The sequence below is a fragment of the Uliginosibacterium silvisoli genome (genome assembly GCF_036017035.1).
GTDB classification, from domain to species: domain Bacteria; phylum Pseudomonadota; class Gammaproteobacteria; order Burkholderiales; family Rhodocyclaceae; genus Viridibacterium; species Viridibacterium silvisoli.
In genome coordinates, this window is record NZ_JAYXHS010000001.1 from 1,481,160 (window position 1) to 1,498,995 (window position 17,836).

At 63.9% G+C, this 17,836-nt stretch carries 14 protein-coding genes; 11 read left to right on the forward strand and 3 right to left on the reverse strand.

Annotation, left to right across the window (positions count from 1 at the left end; all coding sequences use genetic code 11):
• Positions 1-2: 2 nt before the first annotated feature.
• Positions 3-725, reverse strand: coding sequence for a YebC/PmpR family DNA-binding transcriptional regulator (locus tag VVD49_RS06785; protein ID WP_327598378.1), 723 nt, complete (start codon positions 723-725; stop codon positions 3-5).
• A gap of 160 nt (positions 726-885) precedes the next feature.
• On the opposite strand from VVD49_RS06785, the gene VVD49_RS06790 reads away from it, so the two are divergent.
• The 5 genes from VVD49_RS06790 to rpsD all read left to right on the forward strand — a co-directional run bounded on the left by VVD49_RS06790 (position 886) and on the right by rpsD (position 4,861).
• Positions 886-1,500 carry a hypothetical protein gene (locus VVD49_RS06790; RefSeq protein WP_327598379.1) on the forward strand — a complete coding sequence of 205 codons (615 nt, stop codon included), beginning with the start codon at positions 886-888 and terminating at the stop codon, positions 1,498-1,500.
• Positions 1,501-1,641: 141 nt separating this feature from the next.
• Entirely contained in the window at positions 1,642-3,168 is a 1,527-nt protein-coding gene (locus tag VVD49_RS06795) for a helicase HerA-like domain-containing protein (RefSeq protein ID WP_327598380.1), read from the forward strand.
• 465 nt (positions 3,169-3,633) lie between these two features.
• Positions 3,634-3,915, forward strand: coding sequence for a hypothetical protein (locus VVD49_RS06800; RefSeq protein WP_327598381.1), 282 nt, complete (start codon positions 3,634-3,636; stop codon positions 3,913-3,915).
• Between the two features lie 8 nt (positions 3,916-3,923).
• The gene (gene hemP / locus VVD49_RS06805; RefSeq protein ID WP_327598382.1) at positions 3,924-4,124 is read left to right on the forward strand and encodes a hemin uptake protein HemP; all 201 of its coding nucleotides are present in this window, start codon (positions 3,924-3,926) and stop codon (positions 4,122-4,124) included.
• A gap of 125 nt (positions 4,125-4,249) precedes the next feature.
• Positions 4,250-4,861, forward strand: coding sequence for a 30S ribosomal protein S4 (gene rpsD / locus VVD49_RS06810; protein ID WP_327598383.1), 612 nt, complete (start codon positions 4,250-4,252; stop codon positions 4,859-4,861).
• A 193-nt stretch (positions 4,862-5,054) separates the two neighbouring features.
• Here rpsD and VVD49_RS06815 read toward each other — a convergent pair whose 3' ends face one another.
• Entirely contained in the window at positions 5,055-6,308 is a 1,254-nt protein-coding gene (locus VVD49_RS06815) for an MFS transporter (RefSeq protein WP_327598384.1), read from the reverse strand.
• 356 nt (positions 6,309-6,664) lie between these two features.
• Here VVD49_RS06815 and VVD49_RS06820 point away from each other — a divergent pair, with 356 nt between their 5' ends.
• From VVD49_RS06820 to VVD49_RS06845, 6 genes are all read left to right on the forward strand, one after another.
• The gene (locus VVD49_RS06820; RefSeq protein WP_327598385.1) at positions 6,665-7,969 is read left to right on the forward strand and encodes an isochorismate synthase; all 1,305 of its coding nucleotides are present in this window, start codon (positions 6,665-6,667) and stop codon (positions 7,967-7,969) included.
• Positions 7,966-9,639, forward strand: a complete 1,674-nt coding sequence (locus VVD49_RS06825; protein WP_327598386.1) for a (2,3-dihydroxybenzoyl)adenylate synthase — start codon at positions 7,966-7,968, stop codon at positions 9,637-9,639. The genes VVD49_RS06820 and VVD49_RS06825 overlap by 4 nt, the downstream gene beginning before the upstream one ends.
• Before the next feature lie 135 nt (positions 9,640-9,774).
• On the forward strand, positions 9,775-10,650 hold the full coding sequence (locus tag VVD49_RS06830) for an isochorismatase (RefSeq protein WP_327598387.1): 876 nt from the start codon (positions 9,775-9,777) through the stop codon (positions 10,648-10,650).
• A gap of 1 nt (position 10,651) precedes the next feature.
• A complete protein-coding gene (locus tag VVD49_RS06835) occupies positions 10,652-14,941 on the forward strand; it encodes an AMP-binding protein (protein WP_327598388.1) in 4,290 nt (1,429 codons plus the stop codon).
• A 235-nt stretch (positions 14,942-15,176) separates the two neighbouring features.
• Positions 15,177-15,965, forward strand: a complete 789-nt coding sequence (locus VVD49_RS06840) for a 2,3-dihydro-2,3-dihydroxybenzoate dehydrogenase (RefSeq protein ID WP_327598389.1) — start codon at positions 15,177-15,179, stop codon at positions 15,963-15,965.
• Positions 15,966-16,066: 101 nt separating this feature from the next.
• Positions 16,067-16,507, forward strand: a complete 441-nt coding sequence (locus VVD49_RS06845; RefSeq protein ID WP_327598390.1) for a hypothetical protein — start codon at positions 16,067-16,069, stop codon at positions 16,505-16,507.
• A 380-nt stretch (positions 16,508-16,887) separates the two neighbouring features.
• On the opposite strand, the gene VVD49_RS06850 is transcribed toward VVD49_RS06845, so the two are convergent.
• Entirely contained in the window at positions 16,888-17,490 is a 603-nt protein-coding gene (locus VVD49_RS06850; RefSeq protein ID WP_327598391.1) for a hypothetical protein, read from the reverse strand.
• Positions 17,491-17,836 lie beyond the last annotated feature (346 nt).

The following is a 17,836-nucleotide window of genomic DNA, read 5'->3' on the forward strand; positions in this document are numbered from 1 at the left end:
GGTCAGCCCATCACCGCCGAGGTATATACGTCCTGCACATCATCCAGCTCATCGAGCATGTCGAGCAGTTTCTGCATGCGCACGGCATCGTCGCCGGCGAGTTCGGATTCGTTCAACGGCTTCATCGTGACTTCACCGAATTCGGCCTTGAAGCCGGCCTTCTCGAGCGCCTCTTTCACGGCCGTGAATTCCCACGGGCCGGTGAGGACTTCGAGCGAACCATCTTCATTTGTCGTGACGTCTTCGGCGCCGGCTTCGAGCGCGGCTTCCATCAGCGCGTCTTCATTCGTGCCGGGTGCGAACATCAGCTGGCCGCAATGCTTGAACTGGAAGGCCACGCTACCGTCGGTGCCCAGGGCGCCGCCGCATTTGGAGAACGCGTGGCGTACGTCGGCGACGGTGCGCACCTTGTTGTCGGTGAGGCAGTCGACGATCACTGCCGCGCCGCCGACACCGTAGCCTTCGTAGCGCGCTTCTTCATACGACACGCCTTCGAGCTCGCCGGTACCGCGCTTGATGGCGCGTTCGAGATTGTCGCCGGGCATGTTCTCGGCCTTGGCCTTGTCGATGGCCAGGCGCAGACGCGGATTGAAGTTCGGATCGCCGCCGCCCATGCGCGCTGCGACGGTCACTTCCTTGATGAGTTTGGTGAAGGCCTTGCCCCGCTTGGCGTCCTGACGACCCTTGCGATGCTGGATATTGGCCCATTTCGAATGACCAGCCATGCGACGTTCCTGGATATTGGTGAGTGGATGCTTGCGGCAGACAAGCGCGAGGCCGCGCCGCAGAGGTCGGAATTATACAACCGCTGATCCTGCCGACGCCCGCCGCAGCGGGTATGCACTGTTAGATTGCGTCGCATCAAACGTGCACGGGAAATACGAAATGAAACAGCTGTTTGCAGCATTCCTGATGATGCTGGCGTGGCCAGTCCTGGCGCAGAACATGGCTTTCAATGGCTGTACTGACGCCAAGGGCAAGCCGGTTGCCGCGCTGGCCGATGACAAGCTGCAGGCGGTCGCGCAATACGGTCTGGCCGACGGGCAGCCGGTCATCCGTTACAACCCGCAGCTCCTGCCGCGCCTGTTGCTGGAGACGCGCCTGTTCGTCTATGCGCACGAATGCGGCCGTCAGTACCTCGGGTTTCCGGCGACGGGCGACCGTACGGCAGTGCAGGCCCGCCAGGCCGATTGCTGGGCTTACGACACCTTGAAGCGTTCTGCACTGTCGAGTGCCCCCGTGCTGGCCGCGGTTGAGGACGACCTGAACATGGTGGCCGAAGATTGGGCGGTGCTGCCCGGCCCCGCGCGCGAGGTCAAACTGGCAAGTTGCGGTGGTGCGCCGGCGGCAACCAAGGGCTCCCTGGCATTGCCATCCGGCCCCGCGCGTTCCAAGTGGGATCAATGCCAGCAATCCTGCGGCGCGAAGCTGCGCAGTTGTGGCCGCAGCGAGACCTGCCAGATCGCGTTCAACCAGTGCAGCGTGGCGTGCGGGCAGTGAGCCGGGAGCTGACGCGCAGGACGAAGCGGGCCGCGGCCCGCTTTTTTACGCCCGCGCGCAGGCCATGCCGGGCCATCTCGCGGTATAAGTCCCGATATTGATCCGTACGCAGATTCACTCTTCTTCCTTACCGGAGTTCGCATGTCTGATCCTCTCATCGTTGCCCGCGCGGGCGAGATCGACCTTGGCCTGCTGCCGCAATTTGCCAATCGTCACGGCCTGATCGCCGGCGCCACCGGCACGGGCAAGACCGTCACCCTGCAGCGCCTGGCTGAATCCTTCTCGCGCATCGGTGTGCCGGTGTTCATGGCTGACGTAAAGGGCGACCTTTCCGGCCTGGCGGTCGAGGGCAAGCTCTCTTCGAAGCTGCAGGAGCGCCTCGATCAGCTCGGCATCAAGGACTGGGACGCGGTGAAATACCCGGCGACGCTGTGGGACGTATTCGGCGAGGCCGGCCACCCTGTGCGCGCCACGATCTCCGATATGGGGCCGCTGCTCATTGCACGCCTGCTGAGTCTCAACGAGACGCAGGCCGGTGTGCTGCAGATCATCTTCAAGGTTGCGGATGACAATGGCCTGTTGCTGCTGGACCTGAAGGATCTGCGCGCCATGGTGCAGTTCGTCGGCGAGCATGCGAAGGAGCTGACCACGCAGTACGGCAACGTCTCCGCGGCCAGCGTCGGGGCGATCCAGCGCGGCTTGCTGGCGCTTGAGCAACAAGGGGGCGACAAGTTCTTCGGCGAGCCGATGCTCAACATCGCCGACCTGATGCAGACCGATGCGCAGGGCCTCGGTGTGATCAACATCCTTGCCGCCGACAAGCTCTACAACTCGCCCAAGCTCTACGCGACCTTCCTGCTGTGGCTGCTTTCCGAGCTGTTCGAGCAGCTGCCGGAAGCCGGCGATCTGGAAAAGCCGAAGCTGGTGTTCTTCTTCGACGAAGCGCATTTGCTGTTCAACGATGCGCCGGCAGCGCTGCTGGAGAAAATCGAACAGGTCGTGCGCCTGATCCGCTCCAAGGGCGTGGGCATCTACTTCGTTACGCAAAACCCGATTGACATACCCGATACGGTGCTGGGCCAACTCGGCAATCGTGTGCAGCACGCCTTGCGCGCCTTCTCGCCGCGCGACCAGAAGGCCGTGAAGGTGGCAGCGGAAACCATGCGTGCGAATCCGAAGTTCAACTGCGAGGCGGTGATCACCGAACTGGGCGTCGGCGAGGCGTTGATCTCCTTCCTGGATGCCAAGGGCTCGCCGAGCATCGTCGAGCGCGCCTTCGTCATGCCGCCTTTCTCGCGCATCGGCCCGCTGAATGCAGACGAGCGCAATGGCGTCATCAATGCTTCGCTGGTGTATGGCACCTACGAAGAAGCGCTCGACCGCGAATCGGCCTACGAGAAGCTCAAGGCTGGCGCCGGCACACCCAGCCCGACGACGACGGTGACGCCCACTGGCGCGCAACCGGAAGAAAGCGGTGGCGGCATCTTCGGTGGCACGCTGGGCGGCATCCTCTTCGGCAAGACCGGCCCGCGCGGCGGCCAGCATGACGGTCTGGCGCAGATTGCCGCCAAGACCGTAGTGCGCACCATGGGCTCGGAAGTCGGCCGCCAGATCATCCGCGGCGTGCTCGGCTCCATCCTCGGCGGCCGTAGCAGCGGCAAGCGCTGACCGGGCGGGGTAGGGTGGAGCTCCCTCCGGAGGCTCCGCCAGCCGCCGGGAGGCGGCACTACCCAACGCTCGCATCAGTCCTGACCCGGCGGAACCTCCTGTGGAGCTCCACCGTGCGACTCCGTGACGCCTCTCCGGCGGCAATTCCTGGCTCGCAACTACCTTCGCGATATTTGTTTGACGACGCAGTTGCAAACAAGAATGATTCGCATGTACCATTTGTTCAGTTCGGATGGCGGGCTGAGCAAGCCCACTGCCTGAGCGGCAGGTCTGACGGTGTCTGTGCTCCTCACTGGTGCTGTCAGGCATGTTGGTTCGCTCCAAGCGGGCCGGGGATATTTCTGCAAGCCAGTGCGCGTCCGCGTGTGCAAGCCAGCATTTTTTTGAATCGAACATGCGGTGCATGCCCCGTCCGGTTGCCCTGAAGGCAAGCCGCTCGTGCTTCCCGCACACGGGGTACATGCCATGAATATCGATCCTGAAATCGCGCAGACACGCCCAGCCGTGCTGATCGCCTCGGTCATGCATCTGCTGACCTGCAGCGCCCTGCATGGCGTCTCCATCGCCAAGAGCCGCTCCCTGTCCCAATATATGGCTGCGCTGGCCGCGGGCCCGGACATCGATCCACTGCTGCGTCGGGCCTGTAACGAACTGATGGCGGCCTGGTATCAGCAGGCGGTGGAGCTCTCGAACGAGCAGATTTTCGACGATGCTGGCGAGCCATCGTCCAGCACCGCACTGCACTGAGAACTGCCATGAATACGCAGGGTCTCGACAAATCCTCACTTATCCCGCAAACTACGCCCCCTTCGCCACTCCCTCAGCATCAGGATTCGCTGCGTGTGGTGACGAGCAGTGAGCTTTTGCGGGGTCAGGTCTGCGTCAACATCGAACATGCTGGCGCCCTCTATACGTTGCGTGCAACACGCAGCGGCAAGCTGATCCTGACCAAGTAAGCAGAACTGAAACAAGTAGTTAGCAGCAAGTGTAGTAACTGCCAACTGATCATCAATTCCGGTGGTCAGCGCTTCGTGAGCAAAGCATCAGCCCACGAATTCATCAACACCATGAAAGAAGAAACATGTCTCGTTATACAGGCCCACGCCTTAAAGTGATGCGCGCCCTTGGCGTCGAATTGCCAGGTCTTTCCCGCAAGAGCATCGAAAACCGCCCAAATCCTCCAGGCCAGCACGGCGCACGTCCACGTCGCGTTTCTGGCTTCGGCGCACAACTGCGCGAAAAGCAAAAACTGCGTTTCAACTACGGTCTGGGCGAAAAGCAAATGCGTCGCCTGATGGCTGATGCAAAGGCCGCCCGTGGCAACGCCGGTGAGAAGCTGGCCGAGCTGCTCGAGCGCCGTCTCGACAACGTCGTTTTCCGCGCTGGTTTCGCACCGACCATCCCGTCGGCACGTCAGCTGGTCAACCACAACCACTTCCTGGTCAACGGCAAGCGCGTGAACATTCCGTCGTACCGTGTGCGTCCAGGTGATGTGGTCTCGTTGGCACGTCCTGCCAAGGTTCTGGACATCATCAAGTTCAGCATGGAAGAGCCATCGCTGACGCGTCCAGAGTGGCTGAGCTGGGACGCAGCTGCCAGCACGGCAACCGTTGCGCACCTGCCAGCACTGTCTGACCTGCCTTTCCCGATCGAAATGCAGCTGGTCGTCGAATACTACGCACAGCGTATGTAATCCGCATCGTAGTCGGCATCATGGAAAAGCCCCTGTCCGCAAGGACAGGGGCTTTTTCTTTGGCGCTACTGCAGGTAGTTGTCTGCAGTAGCGGCCCATGCCCGCGACCACGCAGCTCATCCAGACGGCAAGGCTTCATTGAACGTGTGATGCCGCGGGCATGGCCCGCTCCTGTATCGACACTCTCTCGAGATCACGACTCCGCACGTTGCGTCTGCGGCTGGAATGCGGCTTGATTGGCGGCGGGCGGAACGGCGGCTGAAGCTGCGCGTTCGCGCAACTGCTGCTGAAGGTGCTTCAGCAGCCATGGCACACAAGCCGCACTCACGGCCGCGAGGATCACCACGCCGCTCATGCCGGTCAGCCTGCCGCCTTCTGCTTCACCCAGCATCAGGCTGGACACGACGGCCGCAGCGGAAATAGCGGTGTTCGTCACGATGTTCTGCAGCGCCATGAAGCCTGCACGTTCATGCGGGGCGGGTACGTGGCTGTTGGCTACCGACAAACCGACATTGCGCGCAGCATTGCCGGCCATGAAGAGCACAAAGGGCAGGGCCAGCGGCAAGGCATGGATGCCGAGCAAAGGGATCAGCCCGAAACTGAAGGCGGTGCTTGCAATGAGCACGCCTGAACGCGGGCCGCGCTTGTCCACGAGGCGCCCCATCAGCTGGATGGCGATCAACGCACATATGCCACCCGCAAGGTAAAGCAGGCTCAGCTGGGCGCGCGGAAAGCCGAGATTCAGCATGAAGAACGCCGAAAAACCCGGGATCACCAGGAAGGCCGAAAACTGCGCGGCGGCCTGCATCAGGCTGGCCGTCTGCACTGCAGGGCGCGCCAGCAACTGACGTGGTGAAGTGCGGGCGGGTTGGTTGAGGTGTCCGCGCAGTGCTGGCAGCAACCATGCGGCGGCTATCCATACCAGCGCAGCCAGTGCCGAGACGACGTAGAAGGGCGCCTGCCAGCCGAAGCGTGCCGCCAGCTCCAGCGCGAAGGGCACGCCTGCGATGGCGGCCAGCGAGAAGCCGATCATCACCTTGCTGATCGCAGCGCCGCGCGCTTGCGGTGGCGTGACGTCGATGATGATGGCCATGCCGAGCGCGATGGTGGGTGCTGCGAACAGGCCGACCAGCGCCCGCGCCGCGAGCAGGCTGGCGAAGCCGGTGGCCCAGGCGCTGGCCAGTGTGGCGATGCCGAGACCGGCGAGCACGACGAGCAGCGCAGGCTTGCGATCGAAGCGGTCGAGGACATGCATTGCGCATATTCCGGCCGCTATGGATGCGAGTGTGAGGGCTGCGGCGAGCCAACCCAGGTCGGACGCGCCGAAGCCGAGCGCGGCGGCAAAGTCAGGCCCGAGCGGCATGACCATCATGAAATCGAGGACGTAGACGAACTGCAAAGCGCCGATCAGCAAAATCGCGCGGCGTGGTGGAAGCACTGTATTCATTGGGTTTTGCCTGTCTTTGGCCGGAGTGCAGGGGGCGCTCTGGAGGAATTGGCAATTCTGCTACATAGAAAATTTCAATGCAAATGCAATTGCGAATGATTCGCGATAACAGGTAAGATCGCCTCGCTTCCCAGGCAGCCGACGCACGACGCTGACATTTCATGGAATCCGCAGAGCGCGGCATTGCATGGCCCCACGGCCCCATTTCCGGCCGATTCACCCGTCAGCTCACCCGCCAGATTCCCAGCTGCAAGTGCCGCTGGCGATCAGGTCATCACCGCGTAGCCACCCATCCGAGCACTCATCTTGATCGTCGGTACCCCCTGCCGGCGGCCTCAGCGAGGAGGAGTTTCCGCATGAACGACATGTTTCGCCCCAACACTTCGCGTCCATACCCGTCCGGTTTTGGATCATCCCCCAACCTTCCCGGCGATGACGGCGCGCCCGGTCGCAATGCGTTCGCCGTGCTCGACCGGCAGGCGCAGCGATCCGATGCTCTTTTCGAGCGCTACGTACCGGGCAGCAGCCTGTTCGCATCGCCACGTAACGCCTTCCTGACGCATGGCGCAAGTCTGGTCATGCCGGCTGTGTCCGCTTCGTCACTGGCGTGGCGCGCTGCCGAGTTCCAGCGCAATGCGCAGCGCGAAGGCCACTCCGGCCTGTTGATGGGGGCCGTGCCCTTCCAGCTCGACGCGCCGGCGCATCTGTTCTCGCCTGCACGCGTGGAGCGCGCCGCCGGCGTGCACAGCATGGAGGCCTTGCCCGTGCAGCGGCAGGATGGCGTCGACGCACGCCGCGGCATGATCGCTACCCCGACGCCCCGAGGCTATGAACACAATGTGGGCGAGGCGGTTGCCCGCATCAAGCGGGGCGAGCTTGAGAAAGTCGTGATGTCGCGCGCGCTGAAAGTCGATACCCGCATCGATCTGCCTGCGCTGCTGCGCACGCTTGCCTGCCGCAACACGCGTGGCTACACCTATGCCATTGACCTGGCCGGTGGTCCGGCAAATGAGCCTGGCAAGCGCCGCACGCTGATCGGGGCCAGCCCCGAATTGCTGGTCGCGCGTCATGGTCGCCTCGTCGCCTCTCACCCGCTCGCGGGCTCGATTCCGCGCAGTGCTGATCCGGTCGAAGATGCACGCCGTGCCGAAGGCCTGCTGGCATCCGCCAAAGACCTGCATGAGCATGCCCTGGTGGTCGACGCCGTCGCGGCTGCACTGCAGCCCTATTGCCGGGAGCTGATCGTGCCGAAGGCGCCCTCGCTCGTGTCTACCGCCACCATGTGGCATCTCGCCACCGAAGTGAAGGGCGATCTCGCCGATCCCGCGACGACCTCGCTGGAGCTTGCGCTGGCCCTGCACCCCACGCCGGCGGTGTGCGGCTACCCGACTGCCGATGCACGCAACTTCATCAACGAGGTCGAAGGCTTTGATCGCGGCTTCTTCACCGGCCTCGTCGGCTGGTGCGATGCCGAGGGCAATGGTGAATGGGCGGTGACGATTCGCTGCGCAGTCGTCGATGACGACTCTGCCACGCTCTACGCGGGTGCCGGCATCGTCGGCGCGTCCGACCCGTCGCTCGAACTGGCCGAAACTTCCGCCAAGCTGCGCACCATGCTTGGCGCGATGGGCCTCGAAGCCGTGCTGGAGACCTTGTCATGAGTGCTGGACTGCACGCTGACGGCGTCGACTTCACGCCCTGGCCAGAGGCATTCGCTCAACGTTACCGCGACGCCGGCTACTGGCGTGGCGAAGCGCTCGGCCAGATCCTGCAACACAGTGCCGCGCGTGATCCGCTGCGTGTTGCGCTGGTGTGCGGCGAACGTCGCTGGACCTACGCCATGCTCGACGAAGAGGTCGGTCGTCTCGCCTCCGGCTTGCGCCAGCGCGGCATCGCGCAGGGTGACCGCGTCGTCCTGCAACTGCCCAACATCGGCGAATTCGTCCTGTTGTGCTTCGCCCTGTTCCGCCTCGGTGCGCTGCCCGTGTTCGCACTGCCCGCGCATCGTCGCAGCGAGATCGCCTACTTCTGCAGCTTCACCAATGCCAAGGCCTATGTCATTGCCGACGTGCACGGTGGCTTCGACTACCGCACGCTGGCGCGCGACGTACTGGCTGACGATGGCGTAAAGAGCGCTGCGCCCGATCTGCGCGTCATCGTCGTGGGTGACGCTGCAGAGTTCATTGCCTTCGACGAAGTCCGAGACAACGACGAAGCGCCCACGCCGTTGGCACCGCCTGCCGCCTCCGCCCTGGCATTCCTGCAGCTCTCCGGCGGCAGCACGGGTCGCCCAAAACTCATTCCACGCACGCACGACGACTACTTCTACAGCGTGCGTGCCAGTGCCGAGATCTGCGGCCTGAGCGAGAACAGCGTCTACCTGTGCGCGCTACCCGTCGCGCATAACTTCCCGATGAGTTCGCCCGGCATCCTGGGCGTATTCCACGCGGGGGGCACCGTCGTACTTGCGCCAAACCCGAGCCCGGATACGGTCTTTCCGCTGATCGAGCGTGAAGGTGTCACCCTCACCTCGCTGGTGCCACCGCTGGCCATGATCTGGATGGAAGCGGCCGCGGCACAGACGGCCGCGAAGCGCTATGACCTGTCCACGCTGGAGCTCCTGCAGGTCGGCGGTTCGCGTCTCAGCGACGAAGCCGCGCAGCGTGTGCGTCCTCTGCTGGGCTGCACGCTACAGCAGGTGTTCGGCATGGCCGAGGGGCTGGTTAACTACACACGCTTCGACGATCCGGAGCAGCTCGTCGTGAGCACGCAGGGCAGGCCGATCTCGCAGGACGATGAAGTGCGGGTCGTCGATGACGACGACAACGACGTCGCGCCCGGCGAGCTGGGTCACCTGCTGACGCGCGGCCCATACACCATCCGCGGCTACTACCGCGCCGACGTGCACAACGCTCGCGCCTTCACACGCGACGGCTTTTACCGCACGGGCGACCTCGTGCGCCAGTTGCCGAGCGGGCATCTCATCGTCGACGGCCGCGCCAAGGACCAGATCAATCGTGGTGGCGACAAGGTTGCGGCGGAAGAAGTCGAGAACCATCTGCTCGCGCATCCCGCAGTGCTCGATGCGGCCGTGGTGGCGATGCCCGATGCATACCTCGGCGAGCGCAGCTGCGCCTTCATCGTGCCGCGCGGCGACGCCCCGCGCGCGATGGAGATCAGCCGCTTCATGCGCGAGCGTGGCCTGGCGCAATACAAGGTGCCCGACCGCATCGAGTTCGTCGCAAGTTTTCCCAAGACAGGGGTCGGCAAGATCGACAAGCGCGCGCTGCGCGAGCGCTTCGTCGCTCAGCCCACAACCATTCCCGTTTAGCTCGTCATCCCGGCGAAGGCCGGGATCCAGCGTTCAGGCCCGCAGCTACGCACCGCTCTGGATCCCGGCCTTCGCCGGGATGACGGCATTACAGACATCCGGCCCTAAAAGGCCAGCAACTCACGGAACAACACCATGACCATTCCCCGCATTGCCAGCTACGACATGCCCGCAGCCAGCTCCTTCCCTGCCAACCGGGTCGAGTGGAATGCCGACCCCGCGCGCGCTGCGCTGCTCATCCACGACATGCAGCAGTACTTCCTCGATTTCTACGACAACAGCGCGGCGCCGATCCCGCAACTCGTCGAGCACATCCGCCAGCTGCGCGATGCTGCCGATGCGAAAGGCATACCTGTCTACTACACCGCTCAGCCTGCCGTGCAACCGGCTGAAGACCGCGCGCTGCTCAACGAATTCTGGGGGCCGGGCCTGCCTGCCAAACCGGAAGGCGCGCCTGTCATCGCCGCACTCGCGCCGCGCGCCACGGACATCGTGCTCGACAAATGGCGCTACAGCGCCTTCGTGCGCAGCGACCTGCTCGAACGCCTGCGCGCGCAGCAGCGCGACCAGCTCATCGTCTGCGGCGTGTATGCGCACATCGGCTGCCAGGTCACCTGCGTCGACGCCTTCATGCGCGACATTCAGCCCGTCCTCGTCGGCGACGCACTGGCCGACTTCGGTGCTGAACGTCACGCCCAGGCACTCGACTACGTCTCGCAGCGTGCCGGGGTCGTGCGCAGCACGGCGCAGGTACTCGCTTCGCTCGGTGTGAGCGCGTCTACATTGCCTGCAGACATCGACGCGCTGCATGCCGAAGTGGCGGCAATCCTCGAGATGCCGAAGTCCGACCTCAATACCGACGACAACCTGCTCTACGCCGGCCTCGACTCGATCCGCCTCATGAGTCTGCTCGAGCGCTGGAAGCGCGCCGGTTCCAGCATCAACTTCGTGCAGCTCGCCGAGCAACCGACGATCGCGCAGTGGTGGGCCTTGCTGAACGAGGCGCGCTGACATGGGTGGTGTTGATCAGGGCGTTGGCAAGGCCGCAGCAGCAGAGCGCCTGCCGCTCAGCGCTGCGCAGTTGGGCATCTGGCTCGGCCAGCAACTCGACCCGGCCAGCCCGTCCTACTGGACGGCCGAAGCCATCGTGCTCGACGGCGAACTCGACGTCGCCGCCTTCGAAGCAGCCCTGAGCGGCGCCATCGACGAATGCGAGGCGCTGCATGTGCGCTTCCGTGCCGACGATGCTGCGAGCGACGAAGTCGTATGGCAAGTGCCTGTGCGCGAAGCATGGAGCCTGCGTCACATCGATCTCTCCGCGCGCGGTGACCTTGCTCGCTGCGAGTTGGCCGCGCAGCGCTGGCTGTACGACGATCTGCAACGCACGGCCGACCTCGCGCACGGCGCACTCTTCGCCACCGCGCTGCTGCGGCTCGCGCCGCAACGTCATCTGTGGACGCTGCGCGTGCATCACGTCGCGCTGGATGGCTACGGCTATGCGCTGCTGCAGCGTCGAGTGGCTGCGCTCTACGCGCGCGCCACCGGTGTGCAGATCGACGACCAGTTCAGCAAACCACGCGCCACGCTCGCCGCCGTCATCGAAGAAGCACGCGAATACCAGCAGCATGCATCCGCGGCAGATCGCGCTTTCTGGACCGCACGCCTCGCAGGCGCTGCCGCACCCGTCTCACTTGCGCCACCTGCCACGCTCGCGCGCGGCGTGCGCAAGGCGCGTGGCGATCTCGCACGCGAAGGTGACACCGGCGCGCAAGTGCTAGAACGCTGGCAGGCTGCCGCCAAGAACTGTGGTGTCGATTGGGCGGCCTGGCTCATCGCGACAGCTGCTGCATGGCTCGCGCAGCACACCGGCGCGCGCGACATCACGCTGGGCTTGCCCGTCATGGGCCGCCTCGGCTCCGTCGGCCTCACCGTGCCGTGCATGGCGATGAACATCGTGCCGCTGCGCATCCAGGTCGATCCCGCGCAAGGCATCGCCGCACTCGCGAAAAGCGTCGCCGCCGAGATGCGCGCCATCCGCCCGCATCAACGCTACCGCTACGAATGGCTGCGCCACGATCTCGGCCGTGCCAATGGTGGCCAACGCCTGTTCGGCCCCGTCATCAACCTCATGCCCTTCGACCGCCCGCTGGAGTTCGGCGCGCTCGCCGCACGCGCACTGCCGGTTTCCGCCGGCCCGGTCGAAGACCTCTCCATCACCGTCGCACCGCACGCCACAGGCATGCGCTTCGACTTCGAAGCCAACCCCCATGCCTACGATGCCGACACGCTGAGCGCGCACCGCGCGTCGCTGGTGCACACCATCGACACACTGCTCGCTGCGCCCATCGACGCGCCGCTGGTTGAAGTGCTCAGCGACTGGCTGGCATCGACATTGCCAGCACTGTCCATCATCGAAGGCGAGCCTATCAACGAGGTCGTGTCCGTGCTCGACGCGTTGCGTGCGCATGCCACCGCGACACCACACGCCATCGCGGTCGAGCAGGACGGCAAGGCCCTCAGCTACGCCGAACTCCTCGTCGAGGTGAAACGCCTTGCCGCCGTGCTGGCCGGGCAGGGCGTCACGCGCGAAGACCGTGTCGCCATCCTCCTGCCGCGCTCGCCGCAAACCATCGTGGCTCTGCTGGCTGTGTTGTGGGCGGGAGCGGGGTACGTGCCGCTCGACCCGGACAGTCCGGATGCGCGGATTGCGATGGTGCTGGCGGATGCACGGCCGAGGTTGGTGTTGAGTGTGCGGGGGTATGCCGAACGGGTTGGTGGTGACTTGACGTTGTTGTGCCTGGATGAACTTGCCAATGATCCAAGCGAGCCCGCACAAAACTCCCCTCTCCCGCACGCGGGAGAGGGGCAGGGGGAGAGGGGACGTGAAATAGCCCCTGAACCGAGTGCCGCGCTAGATGGGGGGAGCCCTCTCCCCCAACCCCTCTCCCATAAATGTGAGAGGGGAGCACAAAGCGGCTCCGCCACACCAACAACACCCGTCATCCCGGCGAAGGCCGGGATCCAGTTACCCAGCGTGGAGCTGGATCCCGGCCTTCGCCGGGATGACGAACCCGGGGGCGCTGCTCTGTGGATGGAGGAGCCCGTCCCTGTAGCAGACAACGCGCTCGCCTACATCATCTACACCTCAGGCTCCACCGGCCGTCCCAATGGTGTGATGATCGGCCGCGACGCGCTGGCCCACTTCGTCGCCGGCGCACGCATGCGCTACGCCATGACGCCAGCCGACCGCGTGCTGCAGTTCGCACCGCTGCATTTCGATGCCAGCGTCGAAGAGATCTTCCTGTCGCTCACCATCGGCGCCACGCTCGTCCTGCGCAACGACGCGATGCTCGAATCACTGCCGCGCTTCCTCGCCGCTTGCGCCGCAAAGCGCATCAGCGTGCTCGACCTGCCGACCGCTTTCTGGCACGAGCTGGCGTACTGTGTCGGCGACGAGAGCGGCGCCCACGCACTCCCGCCATCCATACGCCTCGTCATCATCGGCGGCGAAGCCGCGCTGGCCGAGCGCATCGCGCGCTGGCGTAAGGTCGCGTCGCCGCATGTCGTGTTGCTCAATACCTATGGCCCCACCGAGACGACCGTGATCTGCACCACCGCCGTCCTGTCCGGTCCTGACGCGCTCACGTGGTCTGGCGAGTCCGTACCCATCGGCGCGCCGCTGCCCGGCATGACCGCCGTTGTCGTCGATGACGCCTTGCGTCCCGTCGCACCCGGCGAAGCGGGCGAGCTGTGCATGATCGGAGGCGCACTCGCGCGTGGTTACTTCGAGCGACAGCAAGTCACCGATGCGCGTTTCATCCAGCTCGCATCGCTCACCCATGCACCGCGCGCCTACCGCACCGGCGATCGCGTGCGCGAGGCGGAAGACGGCGCGCTGGTCTACCTCGGTCGTCTCGACGACGAGTTCAAGATCAGCGGCTACCGCATCGACCCCGCCGAGATCGAGACCGCCTTGCTCGACTACCGCGGCGTGCGCGAAGCCGCCGTTGTCGGCCAGGTGCTGCCGGGTGGCAGCAAACGCCTCGCTGCCTTCATCGTCTGCGATGGAGAGCCCGACAGCAGCGCGTTGCAGCAACACCTCGCGCAACGCCTGCCCGCGCCAGCGATTCCATCCGCATACGTACCGCTCAACCGTCTGCCACGTAACGCCAACAACAAGATCGACCGCGCCGCGTTGCGCACGCTTGGCCTCGACGACGCTGTTGCCAAAACAGGCGCGGCAAGTGAAAGCGCGAACACCGCCACGCTCAGCCCGCTGCAGCGCACTGTCATCAAGGTCTGGTCCGAGGTGCTCGGCACACAGCAGATCGGCGCCGACAGCGACTTCTTCGCGCTCGGCGGGAAATCGCTGCAAGCCATCCAGGTCGCCAACCGACTCGGCGTTGCCCTGCTACGCGAGGTGGCAGTCTCCAGCCTGTTCCGTCACCCCTCCGTAGCGGCACTCGCCGCTGCGCTCGACGTGCCGGAAGGCCATACCCCACCCGATCAGGCCAGCGACCCGTTCGCGCCGCTGCTGCGCATCCAGTCTGGCGACGCAAGCTTGCCAGCACTGTTCTGCGTGCACCCCGCCGAAGGTCTCTCATGGTGCTACATGGGCCTCGCCGCACAGCTGCGCAACACGCCCATCTACGGCCTGCAATCGCGCGGCATGACAGGCGAATCGCCCGCGCACATCGACGAGGTCGTCACCGACTATATCGCCCTCGTGCGCAGCGTGCAGCCGCACGGCCCGTACCGCTTCATGGGCTGGTCCTCCGGCGGCGGCATCACCCACGCCATGGCCGCACGCATGCAGGCCGACGGCGAGCAGGTCGAACTGCTGGCGATGATGGACGCCTACCCGAGCGACATCTGGGCAGGCAAGCCGGAACCCACCGAACGCGACGCCCTCATCGTCCTCCTCGACGTCATCGGTTACGCCGGCAAGGGCCACCTCGGCGACGACGGCCAGCCTCTCTCGCTCGACGCCATGCGCGCCCGCCTGCAACGCCCCGGCACCGTCTTCGCGGATCGTGACGCGGCGAGCCTCGCCAGGCTCACCGGCCAGGCCATCGACTCCATGAAGCTCTACCGCGGTTTGCGCCATCCCGTGTTCGAGGGTGATGTGCTGTTCTTTTACGCTGCGCAGCGCCCGGCGGAGGCTCCGGACTGGCTGGGCTGGCGGCCGTATGTGAAAGGCGAGTTGCAACGCGTTGATATCGACAGCACGCATAACGGCATGAGTCAGCGGGCGCCGCTGGCGCATATCGGTCGCGAACTGGCGAAGCGTCTGGAATCGTAAGGTGGGCTCGGCGAGCCTACGTGTAATCAGAGACATCACGCTGCAGTTCCCTCCCCTTGAGGGGAGGGGGGCGCAGTGCGCCGGGAGAGGTGGGGAGGTACGTATCCGGTGCAGCCTGTTGCGCATAGCGAGCCATTTCCCCTCTCCCTCCCCTGACGGGGCACCCTCTCCCCGGGGAGAGGGAACTGCAGCGCGCACGCCCTGAACACAACGTGCATCAAGCAAAGGAAACCGAATGAACACCCAACTCGAATTCCACGACAAAACCGCCCTCATCACCGGCGGCGCCCAAGGCATCGGCGCCGCCGTCGCGCGCGCCCTCGCACAACAAGGCGCCCGCGTCGCGCTCATCGACCACCAGGCCGACAAACTCGAAACCTTCGCCCACGCACTACGCACCGAGGGCAAGCAAGCCATCGCCATCCCCCTCGACCTGCGCGAAGGCGCCGCAATTACCGCAGCCGTCGCGCGCACCGAACAGGAACTCGGCCCCATCGATCTGCTTGTCAATGTCGCCGGCATCTTGCGATCCGGTGGCGCGCTGGAACTCGGCGACGCAGACTGGGAAGACAGCTTCGCCATCAACACCACGGCCATCTTCCGCATGTGCCGCGCCGTCGCGCGCGGCATGGTGGAACGCAAGCAAGGCGCCATCGTCACGGTCGGCTCCAATGCCGCCCGCACGCCGCGGCTCGGCATGGCCGCCTACGCCGCCTCCAAGGCCGCCACGGCCCACTACATGCGCTGCCTCGCACTCGAACTCGCACCGCACGGCATCCGCTGCAACACCGTCTCACCCGGCTCGACCGACACGGCGATGCAACGCGCCTTCGCCAGCACGCCGGAACAGATACAGAGCGTCCTCAACGGCTCGCTCGAACGCTACCGGCTTGGCATTCCGCTGGGACGCATCGCAACGCCCGAAGACATCGCCGAAGCCGTCTGCTTCCTCGCGTCAGAACGCGCACGGCATATCACCATGCATGATTTGTGTGTGGATGGGGGGGCGACGTTGGGGGGGTGAGCTTCGACGCGGTCGCCTGACGTCGATAGTTGGCCTATCATTCTGCCTGCTCGCTATAGGCGCGATTTCCGCGCTTTAAGCCATTGCGAGTCGGGACTGCAATGAAGAAATCGACATACTGGCTGCTCTGCCTTCCGATTGCCGTTGGATTCGCATACTTCGGTCCGTCATCAGGGGATGGCTGGCACTCGGCATGTGCCTGCGTGAGTGCGGAGGCGGAGTTCATCTCATTCGTTGCTGAGAAGGTGCCCGCTTACAAATCGATCTCGGACCGTGGCTTGGAGTCACTCGATGAAGGGACCGTGGTTGCCGCTTTCCTCGCGCAGATACCGCTTGGCTCTGATTTCGCCACTATCGAAGAGCGGGTCTCAAATCTGGATAGGGTGTGCAGGGAATCGACGAATCTCTATCGATGCGAGTACTGGCTTCAGGCCAATAGCACCTCCCAGCGCGGTTACTCAGTTGCCTTTCATCTCTCGGACGACAAGCATCTGACGTCCATCGAGGCGCGGAGAATAGTCAGGGAGAATGCGAGCAGTTAACGCTCCAGTCCTCGTGAGCATCCGTGGCTTGGTTTGCATCCGTTGCAACATCGCCATCCGCTACCGCTTCGGCATTCCGCTAGGACGCATCGCTCGTCAGAAGACATTGCCCAGACTGTCTGCTTCCTCGCCTAGGAGAGCGAACGGTGTATCGCCTTGCATGACTTGTGTGTGGATCAAAGGCGACGTTAGAGTCGGTTGATCTGAGAAAGCCACGTGAGAATTGCAAGAGTGGCGAGGGGTCTCGTTGCACACAACTTATCCCCGTGCCCTGCCGCAGCAATGCTAGTAGTTACGCGATTCATCGCGCCCCGACTCATCTGCTAGTCGCACCGTGCTGTGGCGTTAGGCTTTTAACTGAGAAGAGCTCAGCACGCGAGTCAAGGTTGAACGGGGTAGCCGATTTCCTCAGCATCTATGGCGACATCCTGAATATCACGAGATGACGGGAATGCATTCAGCAGTTCGATTGACAGTGGTTCATGAGCCAAGACACGTGAGATTGCATCCAGTGCAACGTCAAGTTCGAAGTACTCTTTTGCGAAGGACTGATACGTCGTTGGATCGCCGTCTAATGCTGAAAGCATCCATTCAGAACCATCTGGGTCTTCGCTGTCGTCAGGAAACTCAATTGAGCCGCGAGACCATGCAGGTTCTCCATTCAGGCACCAGACACAAAATGTAGTGTCCTCCATGTGAAACGCGGGCTCCTGTACCGAACTTGAAAATTGTGGAGGAACCGCCTCCAATACCCCCGGCCAGATTGATGGGGGTGTCTTGCGCCAAGGTGTCATCGGTGATTCATGATCAAAACCTCGAAGGAAGCAGCCTGAGGCATCGAAAACAGCGAAGAGGTCATCTCCTGAGCCGTTTCGCATTGATCCCATATGCTCGGTCGGTGACCACTTTGAGTTGAACGAGTAGTAGCGATATTCCCACTCAGCCTCAAGGATTGCGTCGAGCAGCGCGTAGGCTTGCAGCAAGCGCTGGAGTGCATTTGGCAGAGGAAGGCGGGCTAAGTCGCGTGTCGATATCATGGATCTATGAGCTCTGCGAGGTGAGGTTTTCTAGTCAGCTCACTTTACAGGCTTCCACTGGCCGCGGAGTTGGCGCCTTTCCAACGATATCAGCTGGGTTTATTTAGGTAGTGACCCTGAAGAATCGGCGCTCTGCGTCTTAGGGCAGTGCATCGACCCTTGGCATTTTGGCTGGCGTGATGCCGCCAGCGAGCCGTCTCTGTTGTATGGCCGAGGATATTCCACGGCGATGATGTGCTTGTCGCTTGATCCGTACGAGCCCGTGCCGCGCTGACGTTGAGCACTGTAGAGG

Coding starts and splice junctions, on each gene's coding strand:
- VVD49_RS06785 (WP_327598378.1), bottom strand. CDS start 725: ATGGCTGGTCATTCGAAATGGGCCAATATCCAGCATCGCAAGGGTCGT.
- VVD49_RS06790 (WP_327598379.1), top strand. CDS start 886: ATGAAACAGCTGTTTGCAGCATTCCTGATGATGCTGGCGTGGCCAGTC.
- VVD49_RS06795 (WP_327598380.1), top strand. CDS start 1,642: ATGTCTGATCCTCTCATCGTTGCCCGCGCGGGCGAGATCGACCTTGGC.
- VVD49_RS06800 (WP_327598381.1), top strand. CDS start 3,634: ATGAATATCGATCCTGAAATCGCGCAGACACGCCCAGCCGTGCTGATC.
- hemP (WP_327598382.1), top strand. CDS start 3,924: ATGAATACGCAGGGTCTCGACAAATCCTCACTTATCCCGCAAACTACG.
- rpsD (WP_327598383.1), top strand. CDS start 4,250: ATGTCTCGTTATACAGGCCCACGCCTTAAAGTGATGCGCGCCCTTGGC.
- VVD49_RS06815 (WP_327598384.1), bottom strand. CDS start 6,308: ATGAATACAGTGCTTCCACCACGCCGCGCGATTTTGCTGATCGGCGCT.
- VVD49_RS06820 (WP_327598385.1), top strand. CDS start 6,665: ATGAACGACATGTTTCGCCCCAACACTTCGCGTCCATACCCGTCCGGT.
- VVD49_RS06825 (WP_327598386.1), top strand. CDS start 7,966: ATGAGTGCTGGACTGCACGCTGACGGCGTCGACTTCACGCCCTGGCCA.
- VVD49_RS06830 (WP_327598387.1), top strand. CDS start 9,775: ATGACCATTCCCCGCATTGCCAGCTACGACATGCCCGCAGCCAGCTCC.
- VVD49_RS06835 (WP_327598388.1), top strand. CDS start 10,652: ATGGGTGGTGTTGATCAGGGCGTTGGCAAGGCCGCAGCAGCAGAGCGC.
- VVD49_RS06840 (WP_327598389.1), top strand. CDS start 15,177: ATGAACACCCAACTCGAATTCCACGACAAAACCGCCCTCATCACCGGC.
- VVD49_RS06845 (WP_327598390.1), top strand. CDS start 16,067: ATGAAGAAATCGACATACTGGCTGCTCTGCCTTCCGATTGCCGTTGGA.